Origin of the sequence: Posidoniimonas polymericola (assembly GCF_007859935.1) — a bacterium.
GTDB lineage: Bacteria > Planctomycetota > Planctomycetia > Pirellulales > Lacipirellulaceae > Posidoniimonas > Posidoniimonas polymericola.
On the sequence record NZ_SJPO01000002.1, the window covers coordinates 419,809 to 433,155 of the forward strand.

General features: G+C 64.5%; 9 protein-coding genes. 7 read left to right on the top strand and 2 right to left on the bottom strand.

Translation table 11 applies throughout. The features are described 5' to 3' along the window. Positions 1 to 32: 32 nt before the first annotated feature. From Pla123a_RS05625 to Pla123a_RS05655, 7 genes are all read left to right on the top strand, one after another. Positions 33 to 1,235, top strand: coding sequence for an AraC family transcriptional regulator (locus Pla123a_RS05625; RefSeq protein WP_391541944.1), 1,203 nt, complete (start codon positions 33 to 35; stop codon positions 1,233 to 1,235). A 449-nt stretch (positions 1,236 to 1,684) separates the two neighbouring features. Then, positions 1,685 to 2,581 (top strand): PEP-CTERM sorting domain-containing protein, encoded by an 897-nt coding sequence (locus Pla123a_RS05630; RefSeq protein WP_231956349.1) that lies wholly within the window; start codon positions 1,685 to 1,687, stop codon positions 2,579 to 2,581. A gap of 121 nt (positions 2,582 to 2,702) precedes the next feature. Further along, entirely contained in the window at positions 2,703 to 3,773 is a 1,071-nt protein-coding gene (locus tag Pla123a_RS05635) for a DUF1559 domain-containing protein (RefSeq protein ID WP_197527703.1), read from the top strand. A 43-nt stretch (positions 3,774 to 3,816) separates the two neighbouring features. Continuing rightward, positions 3,817 to 5,016 carry a hypothetical protein gene (locus Pla123a_RS05640; RefSeq protein ID WP_146584738.1) on the top strand — a complete coding sequence of 400 codons (1,200 nt, stop codon included), beginning with the start codon at positions 3,817 to 3,819 and terminating at the stop codon, positions 5,014 to 5,016. 233 nt (positions 5,017 to 5,249) lie between these two features. Beyond that, positions 5,250 to 6,503 (top strand): ADP-ribosylglycohydrolase family protein, encoded by a 1,254-nt coding sequence (locus Pla123a_RS05645; protein WP_197527704.1) that lies wholly within the window; start codon positions 5,250 to 5,252, stop codon positions 6,501 to 6,503. Positions 6,504 to 6,545: 42 nt separating this feature from the next. Beyond that, positions 6,546 to 7,529: a family 43 glycosylhydrolase gene (locus Pla123a_RS05650; RefSeq protein WP_146584742.1), complete on the top strand. Its 984-nt coding sequence runs from the start codon at positions 6,546 to 6,548 to the stop codon at positions 7,527 to 7,529. Next, positions 7,526 to 9,610, top strand: coding sequence for a glycoside hydrolase family 172 protein (locus Pla123a_RS05655; protein ID WP_146584744.1), 2,085 nt, complete (start codon positions 7,526 to 7,528; stop codon positions 9,608 to 9,610). Before Pla123a_RS05650 ends, Pla123a_RS05655 begins: the two co-directional genes overlap by 4 nt. A 347-nt stretch (positions 9,611 to 9,957) precedes the next feature. Here the strand turns inward: Pla123a_RS05655 and Pla123a_RS05660 are convergent, their stop codons facing one another. Next, positions 9,958 to 10,674 carry a hypothetical protein gene (locus Pla123a_RS05660; protein ID WP_146584746.1) on the bottom strand — a complete coding sequence of 239 codons (717 nt, stop codon included), beginning with the start codon at positions 10,672 to 10,674 and terminating at the stop codon, positions 9,958 to 9,960. Between the two features lie 461 nt (positions 10,675 to 11,135). Next, a complete protein-coding gene (locus Pla123a_RS05665) occupies positions 11,136 to 13,316 on the bottom strand; it encodes a serine/threonine protein kinase (RefSeq protein ID WP_146584748.1) in 2,181 nt (726 codons plus the stop codon). Between the last annotated feature and the right edge of the window lie 31 nt (positions 13,317 to 13,347).

The window sequence follows — 13,347 nt, forward strand, 5'->3', positions numbered from 1 at the left end:
CGCTGCCCTTTTCCAACCTGGAGACTCCGTCCATGGCCCCCGTGAATGCGGGTCCGCCCACTCACCGACGCGTCGCACTCCTGATGGGCCAGGACCTGGCCTACAACCGCGAGGTGCTGCGCGGAATCCAAGCGTACGCGCACGCCAAGACGGACTGGGTGATACGCGACGGCCCGTTCGCGGCGCACGTGCTGAAGCCGCTTAGCGAGTGGCGTCCCGATGGAATTATCGCCCACCTCTTCGAGCGGCGGGTCGCGGAGGCGTTGGGAGAGCTGGACGTGCCGATCGTCAACACAACCAGCACTCTGCTCGACCTGCCCTACCCCTTGGTCGACGCCGATCATTTCGCCGTGGGAAGAATGGCGGCGGGTTACTTTCTGGATCGCGGCTTTCAGAACTTCGGATTCTTTGGCAGCTCCACCGCCGGCTTCTCGCGCGAGCGTGAGACAGGCTTCCGAGACGCGCTCGCCGAGCGGGGATGCGAGGCGACCGCTTGCTACGCCGAGTACCTGCCACGGCCTTCGGAGGAAGTGAGTTGGGTGAGCGTCGACGAACGCGTGCGGGAGTGGCTTGAGAGGTTGAAGAAGCCGGTGGCGATCCTCGCGAGCAACGACGTGCCAGCGCGGGAACTGGCCGAGGCCTGCCGCCAGATGGGACTCGACGTTCCGGGGCAAGTCGCGCTCTTGGGGGTGGACAATGACGAGTTGGAGTGCAACCTCGCCGTCCCGCCGCTCTCGAGCATTGTCCTCCCCTCGCAGCGGATTGGCTACGAGGCGGCCGAGCGGCTGGACCGCATGATGTCCGGGAAGCCGGCGCCCGAGCGGCGGGCGTACTTGCCGCCCGTGAGGGTGGCGGAGCGGTTCTCGACGGACACCCTGGCAATCGAGGACCCGGAGCTGCGTGCAGCCCTCGGTTTCATCCGCAGCCATGCGCATTTGGATATCGATGTCGAGGCTGTGCATGAGCACACGGCGGTGTCGAGGAGGATGCTGGAGCGGAGGTTTCGTGAACGACTAGGACGGACCGTGCTCGAGGAAATCAGGCGAACGCGGATCGAATTGGCCAAGCGGCTTCTCACCGAGACAGATCTGCAGATGCCGGCGATTGCCAAGCAAGCCGGATTCTCGGGCGCAAGACGCCTGGCAGTGGTTTTTCGTCAGGAAGTGTCGCTTACCCCCTCGGAGTTTCGCGATTCAGTGCGAAGACGCAATGGCTTGTCGCATAGCGACACATGATTTCCGCATTTGCGTATCGCGAGTACTGCCGTCCTCAATGAAAGTAGTAATAGGGAACAGCATCCAGTCGGCGCTCAAGACGACACCAGGCGTGCTTTTCAACTGGCTGGTCCCGTTCGCGAAGATGCAATCCGGCGTGACGCCGCACGGTGATCGGTACGCCGCTTATGCGGGCCGAGATCTGCTTGGACGGGCCACTGTAGCCTTGGCGGTGCCGCGTCAGTGCCAACGAGACGCGGTAGGGCAGTAGGAAGCTCCTGTTCACGCAGTAGTAGGAACGGGTCCGTTCCTGTTGACGACCTTTTCGGATCGCTGAAGATTCGCCGGCCTGGCTGTGGAGCGTCGGCTCCGGGGGCTGCTGCGACCCCAATCGACTTCGAACAACTTGCTTACGGCTCTTTTGTGCTCTTTTGATTCGCCTCATTCTGAAGGAGAGACTCGTGAAATTGATGCATCTCGCGATGGCTTGGGTTGTTACTGCAACGCTAGCCGTCGGCGCCCAAGCGGCGAACCTCGGTTACACGGGCACCCATTTTGACATCGTCCCCCTCTTCCCCGGGGGCGGGCCGGCTGACGTGAACGCATACGTCGTCGCCGGCTGGCGGGCAAATGACGTCGCCAAGCCGCTCGACGTCGACGGAGACAACGTCTACGGGAGCGCGGGCTACGCTATGTTTGGCACCCGTTTCGACTACCCGAACGCAAACCTGCAGGGCGGCAACGCGTTCGTCAACCCGACGGACAACTCCGTGTTCCCCAACCTTGTCGACCTGCCGAGCTGGGTTTCTGGCTCGCAGATACACGCCAGCCGCAAGGCAGGCGGCTGGGCCTACGCCCTGATCGATGACCCCCAGCTCACCAATGGCGTGCGGGCCTACAGCTGGGGCCTGTCGCAGACACCCGCCTCGACGTTCCAGCCCCCCTATGTGAAGCTCGGAGTCCTGGACGGCAACAGCACCTCAACCGGCGCAGACCCGACCGTAGCGCCGGCCGAGCGGTGGAGCTTCACCGTGGGCGCCAACGCCCCTGCTAGTTTTCGGGTCGGCGTGATGACCGACGGTCTCGACTCCACCAACTGGGCGCCTAGCGAAGTGATCATGCAGCAGGTCAATGGGACGGCGACAGCCACGACCGGCACGGTCGCGAAGAACCGGTTCGTCGACATGCACCTCTTCGACGTCACCGGCGCGCAGGCCGGGGACGAGTTCGTCTTCCTGGCCTACAACCCGGGCGGTGGCTCGGCGGGCGTCTCCGGCTTCTCGTTCGACTATGTGCCAGAGCCCGCTAGCTTGGCGTTGTCGGCGGCAGCGGCCGGGCTCGCCGTGCTGCGTCGGCGGAGGGCGTAAGCGGCCGCACCGAGCGAGGGGGATTGGCGCCCCGATGATCGAGCCAGGTGCGGAGCGGCCGGAACGCCCGCTCCGCACGTTCGTCGAGGTATTGGCTCACGGAAAGAGAACAGGCACAGCAATGCGAAAACCAGCAGCCCTGAGTAGGCAACGGGCTTTTCAAGACGGCGGCTTTACTCTGGTGGAGCTGCTGGTGGTGATTGCCATCATCGGCGTCCTCGTGGCCCTCCTGCTGCCGGCGGTCCAGGCGGCTCGCGAGGCGGCGCGGCGCAGCTCTTGCCTCAACCAGATGAAGCAGGTTTCGCTGGGCGTCCTCAACCACGAGAGCGCCGTCGGCCGGCTCCCGGCCGGCTTCACTACCGTCCCGTCCGGCGATCTGAACCACACGTGGGCTTCCTACATCTTGCCCTACCTGGAGGAGGCGGCGGTTTTCGGTCAGATCGACTTCGAAAAGACCGTCTACGAAGACTTCAATCGAGCGGGCGATACCTGCCCGAACGAATCGCCTTGGACCTACACGCAGATCCCGATCTTCCTGTGCCCCTCCGATCAGCCGCTCGGGATCCATACCGGCCGCGCCGCCTGCTTTGCGCACGGCAGCTATTTGGCGAACGTCGGAACTTGGAACTGGTACCAGGCGTTGCCGGAAATCACTTGGGAGATCTTCCGCAAGAACGACTTGAGAATCAGCGGCGTCGACAAGCGGGGGCCCTTCGAGAAGGCGTACGGCAGACAGAACAAGGGCGTGGAGCTGCGGAAGATCACCGACGGGACGAGCAAGACCGTGATGCTCGGTGAGGTTCGCCAGTACCCGGGCGAGGACGCCCGCGGGCTGCTCTACTTGGCGAGCTGCTTGTACTCCCACCAGTTCGCACCGAACGCGTCGGTCGACGACCCGACGACCAGCACGCTCAAAGAAGGGGTCGACCAGCTCGAGTGGTGCGCCGACGCTAATGGGCCAGGCTCGGACGATCCCAGCGGGGTGCTCAACCCGTCCGCGCCCTGTGACTCGGCGCGTTGCCGGACCCTTCCCCGGGGGCCGATGTCGCAGACCGCCCGCAGCCAGCACCCCGGTGGTGTGATGACGGCCTTCTGTGACGGGCACGCAGAGTTCGTCGTCGAGTCGGTAGAGATCGAGGCCTGGCACGCTATCGCAACCCGAGCAAACGGCGAGTCGGGCGACGCTTTCTAACGCTCGGCAGAGCTGCTCTCCCAAAATCAAGGCGCCTACAGCGATGAAGATCAATCAGATGCACACGACCCGGAACTTATTGCTAACGATCGCAGTGGCCGCGGCTAGCGCGGGCGTCGGGCAGGCCGCCGACCTGCAGTACGCCGGCACCGACTACGACATCGGCGGCACCTTCTTCCCCGGCGCGGGCCCGGCGGGCGACCCCAACCGCCCCTACGTGGTCGTGCCGTGGCGGACCTCGGGAGCCGGCAATCAGTTCGCCGCGGTCGACGAAGACGGCGAGCGTTACTACGGTCGAGACGGGTACGTGGTGTTTGCCACCCGCCGCGACTACCCGAATGCCAATGTTATCCCGGGCATCAGCTCGGCGCCGGGCGACCCAAACTTCGAACTGCTCTTCGCGAACCAGACCGACCTGCCCAGCTGGGTGGCGGGCTCCCAGGTGCTCGCCAGCCGTGTTGTCGGGGGGTACGGCTACGCCCTTATTGACGACCCAGAGCTGACCCAAGGCATCCGAGACTGGTCCTGGGGCGAGGGCCAGTCCCCCCAGTCGTTCGGTCAGGCTCCCTACGTCAAGCTTGGCATCCTGGACGGCTGGGACCAGTTCGGCAACGACCCTGCCAACCCGGATGGCCCGCCTGCAGGAAGGTGGGGATTCTCAGTTGGGGACGACGCTCCGAGCCACTTCCGGCTGGGGGTGATGGTCGACGGGACCGACAATTCAAGCTTTGTTCCCGACGAGGTGTTCCTGATGCAGGTCTCCTCCTTGGGGGGCGGATCCATCCTCCACTCGTCGAGCACGCTCTCTACCGATTCCAACCGGTTTGTCGACATGCACTTCTTCGATATTAGCGGCGCCGAAGCGGGCGACCTGTTCGCTGTGGGGGTCAAGTCAAAGGACGCCGGGGTTTCGTTCGGCAACGCTGGGGTCGCCGGCGTTACGTTTGACGTCTTGCAGGCGCCGCCGGTGTTGGCCGGAGACTACAACGGCAACGGCGTGGTCGACGCGGCCGACTACACGATCTGGCGCGACAACGAAGGCCTAACAGGGGTCGTCCCCGGAACGCAGGGCGACGGTAACCGCGACGGCAAAGTTGCCGGCGTCGACTACAACATCTGGGCGTCGAACTTCGGCAACGCGATCGCCTTATCCGCCCCCACCCCTGCCCCGGAACCCACCGCCGGAGCGCTGGTCGCATTGACATTGCTGGGGGGCGCCGCGCCGCGAGAGCGACGAGGGTAGTTCGCGTTGATTTGCCCTGGTGGGGAAACCTCACATTAAATACTTGCTACGCGAACCCTTGCCGGTTGAGAATCGACCATCGCCGGGGTGGATTGACCGCTTCCCCCCGCTTTCGATCTCTGTCCAGCGGCCGCTGAGCGGTGGCGCCGCATCCCCGACGCGGCCTCCACCCTGGAACTGTTGAGTCCATATTAATGACGCCACTAGCAGCCACTTTCCGTTCGCGCCTCCTGATGGCCCAGCTGCTGGTTGGTGCATGGCTCGTCGCCGGCGGGGGAGCGCCGTCTACGGGCGCCGAGGAAGTCCGCCGGATCGTGGCAAGCGAGTATGTCGACAAAATGAAGGCGGGCTGGATCGGGCAGATGGCCGGTGTCGGCTGGGGGTTTCCGACAGAATTCCGCAGCCTGGGTCAGATTATCCCGGCTGATCAGACGCCCGAATGGCGAGCGGAAACCATCAATCAATTCGAGCAAGACGATCTCTATGTTGAAATGACCTTCCTCCGCACGCTCGAACTCCACGGGCTCGGTTGCTCGGTGCGTCGGGCAGGAATCGATTTCGCCAACAGCCGATTCCCCCTGTGGCACGCCAACGAGGCGGGGCGGGCCAACCTCCGGAGTGGGATCGCCCCGCCGGGTTCTGGGCACCCACTCTACAACGCCCACGCCGACGATATCGACTACCAAATCGAGGCCGATTTCAGCGGCCTGATTGCCCCGGGCATGCCGCAGGTCGCGATCGATTTAGGCGAGAAGTTTGGCGCCCTCATGAACTACGGCGACGGCATCTACGGCGGCCAGTTTGTCGGCGCGATGTACGCCGAGGCATTCTTCGAGACCGACGTGCGGCGGATCATCAGGGCCGGTCTTCGCAGCATCCCGCAGGCCAGTCCCTACGCCGGCATGGTCCGCGACGTCCTCGCCTGGCACGACGAGAACCCCGACAATTGGGAAGCCACCTGGGCGCTCTGCGAAGAGAAATACCACAAGTCGCCGGCCCACTCGCACCACCTCTGCAGCGGCCCCGGGGGAGAGGGGCACTTCTCGATCGACGCCAAGCTCAACGGCGCCTACATCCTGATTGGTCTGCTCTACGGCGACAGCGATCCCAGCTCTACCATCGTCATAGCAATGCGGTGTGGGCAGGATTCCGACTGCAACCCCTCCAACGCGGCGGGGATCCTGTTCACCACCCTCGGCTACACGAAGCTGCCTAAAGAGTACACGTCGGCGCTCGACACGGGGACGCGGTTCAGCCACACGGAGTACACCTTCACGGATCTCATCAGGGTCTCCCATGAGCTGGCGGTCGAGGCGGTCGAGGTGAGCGGCGGCCGCGTCGAAGCCGCTGGCGAGGGGGACATGACGTTCGTCATTCCTGTCGTGGAGCCGCGCCCCAGTCGGCTGGTCGCGAGCTCCGCCCCGGAGCCGATCGGTCCGAGCCGATTCACCGACGTCGAGAGGGCTCAGATCACTGCCACCGATTGATCGGGCCGCTAAGTCAGAGAACGAATTTCCCGGGAACAACCGATGCCGAGCTTTCTAGCCTCCTCCGCCGCGCTGGTCCTCGCCCTCGCCAACCACGCTTGCTGCCAGCCGGTCACGACGCTCGTCGAGTGCGGCGAGTTTGTCAAGATCTATGACCCAAGTGTGGGTGAAGATACCGACTGGTACATCAACGACCACTGCTTTATCCAAGCGAAAGACGGGCGCTGGCACCTCTTCGGGATCACCCACGAGGAGCCGCTGAACCCTGCCGACGAGGACAACCTGGCGCACGCGACGGCCGGCCGACTGCTGCAGCGTCCCTGGGACAAACGTCCCTTCGCCCTTACAGTAGCCCCGGAGGAACCCTGGAGCGAGCAGCACTTGTGGGCGCCCCACGTCGTGGAGCACGATTCCCTCTACTACATGTACTACTGCGCTGGGGACGCCGACCACACCCGCTACAAAATCCATCTCGCGACCTCCCCCGACCTGGGGGGCTGGAAACGCCACACGAACAACCCGATGGTTGTCGACGGCTACGACGCCCGGGATCCGTTTCTGATGAGGGTGGGAGAGAAGTGGGTCATGTACTACACGGCCAACAGCGCGCCCGCGGGTGGCAACCACCTCGTCGCCTACGTCGTAAGCGACGACCTCGTGAACTGGAGCGAGCGAGAGATCGCTTTTACCGACCCCACCTCTGGCACCTTTGGCGGGCCGTGCGAATCGCCGTTTGTCGTCAGGAGGGGAGACAAGTACTTCCTGTTCATCGGGCCCCGAGGGGGTTACGACGGAACCGACGTGTTTGTGAGCGACACCCCCTACTCGTGGGAGATCGAGGACCGTGTCGGTCACCTGCCGGCGCACGCGGCGGAGGTCGTCCGGAACGGACGGGGCGATTGGTTTGTCAGCCGCTGTGGCTGGGGAAAGGGCGGGGTGTACCTGGCGCCGCTCAGGTGGCTCGATGGCCAAAGGGACCCGGAGACGAACCTCCCGGTAGCAAGAACCTTGGACGCGACACAATGATCCCACGACTTCTTCTTCTGCTCGCCGCCGTGTCCCCAACGCTCGCGTGCGGCGATGAGCCGGTGACCACCATCGGGCTGATCGAGGAGATGATTGATTTCGATCGCCTCTGCGAGACGCCCACCCACCCGTACAAAACGCTCCAGTTTACGTCCACGGACCGCCGCAGCCGCACGCCCGGCGGCCCCGACTGGTTCGCCAACTCCGACGGCTTCGGCGGCGCCCCCATCCCCCCCTTCGAGAAGGTGCTCAAAGCGCCGGGAGAGGACGGCGTCGGAGAGTACCTCATCGCCGACGTCGAAGGCCCGGGGGCCATCGTCCGCACCTGGACAGCCGACATCAACGGGCGGATACGCGTCGAGATCGACGGAGCCGACGAGCCGATCTTCGAGGGGCCGGCCGAGCAGTTCCTGCATCGCCCGTACGATTCGTTTGCCGGCCAGAGTGGCATTGCGGCCGCAACCCTCCAGGGGGCGTTCTATCAGCGCGACGCCGCGTACTGCCCCCTGCCGTTCGGCCGCCGGTGCCGGATCGTCTGGATCGGCGACCGCAACCGTGTGCACTTCTATTACGTTCAGATACGCAAGTACCTGAGTGAGGAAGTGGTTGTCGAACCGTTTCGTCCGACAGACCTGAGCGAGAGCAAGCAACGCATCGAGCAGGTTGCGGCCGTGCTGAAGGATCCCGACGAGAACCACCGCTTGGAGGGAAGCGGCACGCACGAAATCGACGTCAGGCTCGAGCCGGGGGAGCGCCGCCAAGCGCTCTTGGTGGAGGGGCCCGCGGCCCTGGAGAGGCTGACCCTCAGCGTCCAAGCCGACAACGAAGTCGACGCCCTGCGTCAGACGGTGATGCTGGTCTCGTTCGACGGATGGACCAACGCCCAGGTCCAGTCTCCCGTTGGCGATTTCTTCGCCGCCGCGCCCGGCATCAACCCGTTTGTTTCGCTGCCGTTCACGGTCCGAGACGACGGCCGGATGACCTGCCGCTACGTCGCGCCGTTCAAAGAGTCGGCCCGCATCGAGTTTCACAACCGCGGGGATCAGCCGGTGCGCATCCTTGGCAATGCCCGCACAAGAACGCGCCGTTGGGACGACGATCGCTCGATGCACTTCTACGCTCGCTGGCGAGTGCTGCACGACATCGCGACGCCGCCCCCCTTCGATGTGCCCTTCCTCATGGCGATGGGCAGGGGCCGCTACGTCGGTACCGCGTCGCTGCTGATGAACACGGCCCGGGGGGTCCACCCCAGCGGGACGTGGTGGGGCGAGGGTGATGAAAAGGTCTACGTCGACGGTGACGAGTCGCCCAGCTGGTTTGGCACGGGATCGGAGGACTACTACAACTACGCCTGGAGCGCCGACGATATCTTCTCGTTCCCGTTTGCCGGCCAGCCCCGCAACGACGGGCCGGCGAACCGGGGCTTCGTCACGAACTACCGGTTCCATTTCCTTGACGACCAGCCATTCAACGACCGGCTGGCGTTCACGATGGAGTTGCTCTCGAACCACAGTGTGGAAGGGCTCAGCTACGCCTGCCAGGCCTACCACTACGGTCGCCCAGGGATGATCGACGACCACCGGCCGATCACGTCCGAGGACGTCCGCCCTCCCCGCTTGCCTGCTCCCTGGACGCCGCTGGCGGAGTTCGGTTCCGAGGACGCGACGTTTTTTGAGCCCGAGCAGCTGATCTCGGACAAGGCGGCTCAGCTCGCTAGTGAGCGTGGTGGGCTGTGGTCGGCGGGCCGGCTCCTGACGTGGAGGCCCACCGCCGTCGGCGACACGCTCCGCCTCACCTTTCCCGTCCAAGAAGCAGCGGCCTACGAGGTGCGGGTCGGGCTGGCGGTTGATGCGCGTGCAGGGATGGTGAGCGCGAAGCTCGATGACGAACCGTTTGGTTTTGGCGACCCGCAGGAAGCGTTGCGAACCGCCGCCTCGCGCCGCACGATGCTGCGAGCCTCCGCGAGCGACGAGGTCTCGCTAAGCCAGGGTGACCATGAACTGGTGTTGCGATACGAGGGGAACGGCCGCGGTGTCGAACCGTTTGTAGGAATTGACTTCCTGTGGTTGCAGCCGCGCTGAGCGGACGACGGCATCGGTGCCGTGACCCGTTATGGTTCTCAGCTGAAGAGCGCCTGCCATTGAGCCCCCTTCTTGCTGAGTGGAATCGATCCCCCCTCGCTAGTGCGCCCTTCGCACGCCGAGACGTGAGCGTGGCGGAGCAGATCGACCTGTCAGCGACCCACAGCAAGCTGAGCGAGATCGAGAAGCAAATCCACAAGCTCAGCCGCGTCCTCCGCATCGACGACAATCGCGTGAGTCGCAACCTTTGTGTGTGCGACCCGTGCGACGGCGTCCGCCAGCAGAGATCCGCCAAGCTTCTCACCCTGGTGCGCCACGTCTGGTCGCACGGCCGATCAGAGGTGTGCTCATCCTCTCGAGTTTGCGGTGGGCTGGGACCCGGCGGACGCACGGGTTCGTCGCCACACGGCGAAAACCAGCGGCCAAGTGAGCGCAAGCGTCGAGAGCAGTAGGAGCGAACCGGAGAACCAGTCGACGTCAAGACGGGATCGACCGCGGAGAGTCTGCCACAGGGCGAACGCCGAATGGCCGACCAGTCCCAGGGCGGCAAGCCAGACGCATCCATGGCGACTCCTGGCGGGCAATCCAAGCCAACCCAACACCGAGGCGAGCAACGGCAGAAACTGGATCGCGTGCATCGGCATGCCGTGGGCGAACTTGAGGACGCCCGCCTCGCCGTAGGTGTACGGGGGCCGGCCGAGCTGAACCTGGCTCTCCCCGACCCATTCGATCCAGAACCCAAGCAGGCAAGAGAGTGCGAGGAGACCCATCCCGAAGCGGATCGCGACGCCAAGGTCGGGTCTCGCGAAGCGGGCCCGCAAGCATCGCCAGGTCAGCCACCAGATGTAGACGCTCAGAGCCAAAGCCGTCGTCTTGATGGCAAACAGGATCGCCGCGTCCTGCGGGGTCGAGCGGTTGAAGTGGGAGGGAACGCCACGCCACTGCTGCAGGCAGATTAACGCGACTTCGGTCACGATCGAAACCGCGAAGAGACGCGTGACCAGCAGGTCGTGTCGGGAAGGACGGAGCTGGCCAAGCACCCATGCGAGGGAAACGCAGGTCACCCCAGACGCCAAACAGAACAGAATCGGCTTCCGCCAAGACACCTCACCCTGCCAGCTGCCCCCAAGAACAGCCCAAACAAGGCAGTGCAAGACGAACCCGGCTGCGAACACCACGGCCGTCGTGGTCAGCAAACCTTCTGAGGCGTTGCCGCCAAATCGCAAGGCAAGCGTTCTCTCGGGGCGTGCGGTTTGGCCTCCAGCCACGGTTTGGGTCTCTGCAAGTATGAGGGCGGCGAGGATACGGTGGTGCGGGCGCCGAGCTGTGGGCTGTCAGATCCGGCAGATTCTAGGCAAGGCGCCGCCAGTCGCCCAACGCTGTCTCCTGCTCGCCTGCCAAGATCGCTTCGCCAAACCGATGCAGAGCTACAACCGGAAGTTGTGTGCGATTTGTACGCATTCCAACCTGAAGTAGCGCGCAGGATCGTCCTCGTGTCGCAGGCAGAGCGGATCGATTGGAGGCGTCAATCAAGACTCTTAGCCGACCGATCCGATGCGGCATCGCCCGGCTGGCTGGCTAGCTTTGGCTTGTTGCGCAGCGGCTCCGTCAGTGCGCCACAGGTCAATGCGTGGCTAAGGTTACGCGTCTCCCACCAAGTCTTCGCGTCTTCCTGGGTCCAAGAGCCTGCCGCAACGCAATTCGCCAGCATTGCCTCCAACTTGGCGACCGTCTGAGGCCGCTGCGCGGGATCCTTTTCCAGGCACTGCAGGACGATCGTGGCCAGGTCTTCGTCGACTGCGGCGCCTGCCCGGGCGGAGAGGGGCTCGGGCGGCTCCGACAGTTGCTGCACGCAGATGGCGGCGACGTTGGAGCCCTGGAAGACAGGCGTCCCGGTGACCAGGTAGTACGCCAGGGCTCCGATCGAGTAGATGTCGCTCCTCGAGTCTATAGCGGCCGGGTGCTCGATTGCCTCTGGCGACATATATAAGGGCGTGCCGGCGAGACCGTCCGGGCCGTCGGCGAGGTGAGCATCTGTGGCGTCCTTGACCAACCCGAAGTCAAGCAGTTTGGCAAAATCGTACCTCCCACCCCGCTTGCAGAGCATCACGTTGGCTGGCTTGATGTCCCGATGGATCAGGCCGGCCGAATGCGCTTCCTGCAGCGACCCGCATACCTGCCGCAGGATCGCAATCGCCCGTCCGGCAGGCAGCGGACCGTCGGCCTTGACAATCCGGGCGAGGTCGAGCCCCTCTAGGAATTCCATCGCGTAATAGAAGACGTTGTCTGGGGTGTGTCCGAAGTCGTAGATGGCAATCGTGTTGGGGTGGGTCAGCTGAGATGTCAGTTGCACCTCCTTCTCAAAGTTTGCGATTGCCGCTGCGCTGCTCCGGTCTTGGGGGAGGAGTTTCACCGCCGTGGGACGGCGCAGCAACGCGTGCGAGGCCCGGTAGATGACCCCCATGCCCCCTTGGCCAATCTTCTCTTCGAGCGTGTACTGACCCAGCCGTTTGATTTCTCGCTCTGCCCGTCGGACACGCGCCCGGAGCTTCCCCATAACCCTCGCGTACAGCAGGTTGCCGCCTGCCGCAACCACCCCCAATCCGAACAAGGCGGCGAGCAGGTTCCGTAGGAGCAGGCCAGGGGCGTACGCCTCGGCGTAGTCCATCTTGGTGACGACGCCGAACGAGAGTTCGGGGATCCAACGCCCCACGCCAACCACCAGCTCTCCACGGTAGTCCTCGTAGCCTTGTAGGTTCCTGGCCAGGGCGTCCTTGTCGTTCCGTCCCGACATCAGCGTGTGGGCTGCAACCCCCGCGCCTTGGCTGGCGTCGGGGGTTGACGCCTCTGCGTCTCGCCGCCCGGGGAGCAGCACGCGGTCGGCCACGCGGACGTTGAGCACAGCCGTCGAACAGGGGGCGTCTTGAAGGACGCCACTCGACCTGAGCTCGTCGTCGAAGCGGCTCTCAGAGATCATCCAGCCAGCCGCATCGTACGCAAAGGTCTCGCCGGTTTTTCCAGACCGGGCGACCGACAGCATCTGGGTGAACTGCTTCTGCGGCGCGATTCCAAACGCCAGGGCGGCGACTACTTCGCCAGCCTCGCCATGCACCGGCGCCGCTACGAACATCATCGGCGGCCTCTCGAGTTCCGTGGCGTCCTCCGATAGCGTCGGCCGATGGGGGCGCGCTACGACAGGCTCGCCGCTGACGATCTTGGGGAGGTACTCATTCCAAAGCGGCGACGCGTCTGTGCCTACGAGGCCGGGGAAACCGTCGAGGAGAACTCTCGCCTTCAGATCCACGACCGCGTAGTCGACGTATTCAAACCCCGAAGCCGCTTCGGCAAGCAGCTCGGCCAGGCCGCTCTGCGACGCCGCCTCGACCAGCTCTCCCCCGGTCGCGCCACGCTCGCCGAGTTGAACAAGCTCCGATACGGCCGCCGCCACGGCGGGCTCCTGGGCTAAGAAACTAGCGATCCGCTGCTGCTCGTCGACCCACATGGTGAGCCCCTTGACGGACGCGTCGAGGATGGCGGTCAGCTTCGAGTCGACCAGTCTCGTGCCCAGCCGACCGACCTCACGGAATGCGGCGGCGCCGCCAGCTAGAACCAAGAACGCCAGCGCGAGAGGCAGCACCCACCCAGATGATGGTCGGAAGGTCCCGGACGTGAACTGCGAACCAATGCCAGATAAGGCGTTGCCCATGGCCGATGTCCGATTCTAACACAGAAGCCCG

Excerpts from the sequence above, each read along its gene's own strand:
- Pla123a_RS05625 (WP_391541944.1), top strand. The coding sequence starts at position 33 with ATGGCCCCCGTGAATGCGGGTCCGCCCACTCACCGACGCGTCGCACTC.
- Pla123a_RS05630 (WP_231956349.1), top strand. The coding sequence starts at position 1,685 with ATGCATCTCGCGATGGCTTGGGTTGTTACTGCAACGCTAGCCGTCGGC.
- Pla123a_RS05635 (WP_197527703.1), top strand. The coding sequence starts at position 2,703 with ATGCGAAAACCAGCAGCCCTGAGTAGGCAACGGGCTTTTCAAGACGGC.
- Pla123a_RS05640 (WP_146584738.1), top strand. The coding sequence starts at position 3,817 with ATGAAGATCAATCAGATGCACACGACCCGGAACTTATTGCTAACGATC.
- Pla123a_RS05645 (WP_197527704.1), top strand. The coding sequence starts at position 5,250 with ATGGCCCAGCTGCTGGTTGGTGCATGGCTCGTCGCCGGCGGGGGAGCG.
- Pla123a_RS05650 (WP_146584742.1), top strand. The coding sequence starts at position 6,546 with ATGCCGAGCTTTCTAGCCTCCTCCGCCGCGCTGGTCCTCGCCCTCGCC.
- Pla123a_RS05655 (WP_146584744.1), top strand. The coding sequence starts at position 7,526 with ATGATCCCACGACTTCTTCTTCTGCTCGCCGCCGTGTCCCCAACGCTC.
- Pla123a_RS05665 (WP_146584748.1), bottom strand. The coding sequence starts at position 13,316 with ATGGGCAACGCCTTATCTGGCATTGGTTCGCAGTTCACGTCCGGGACC.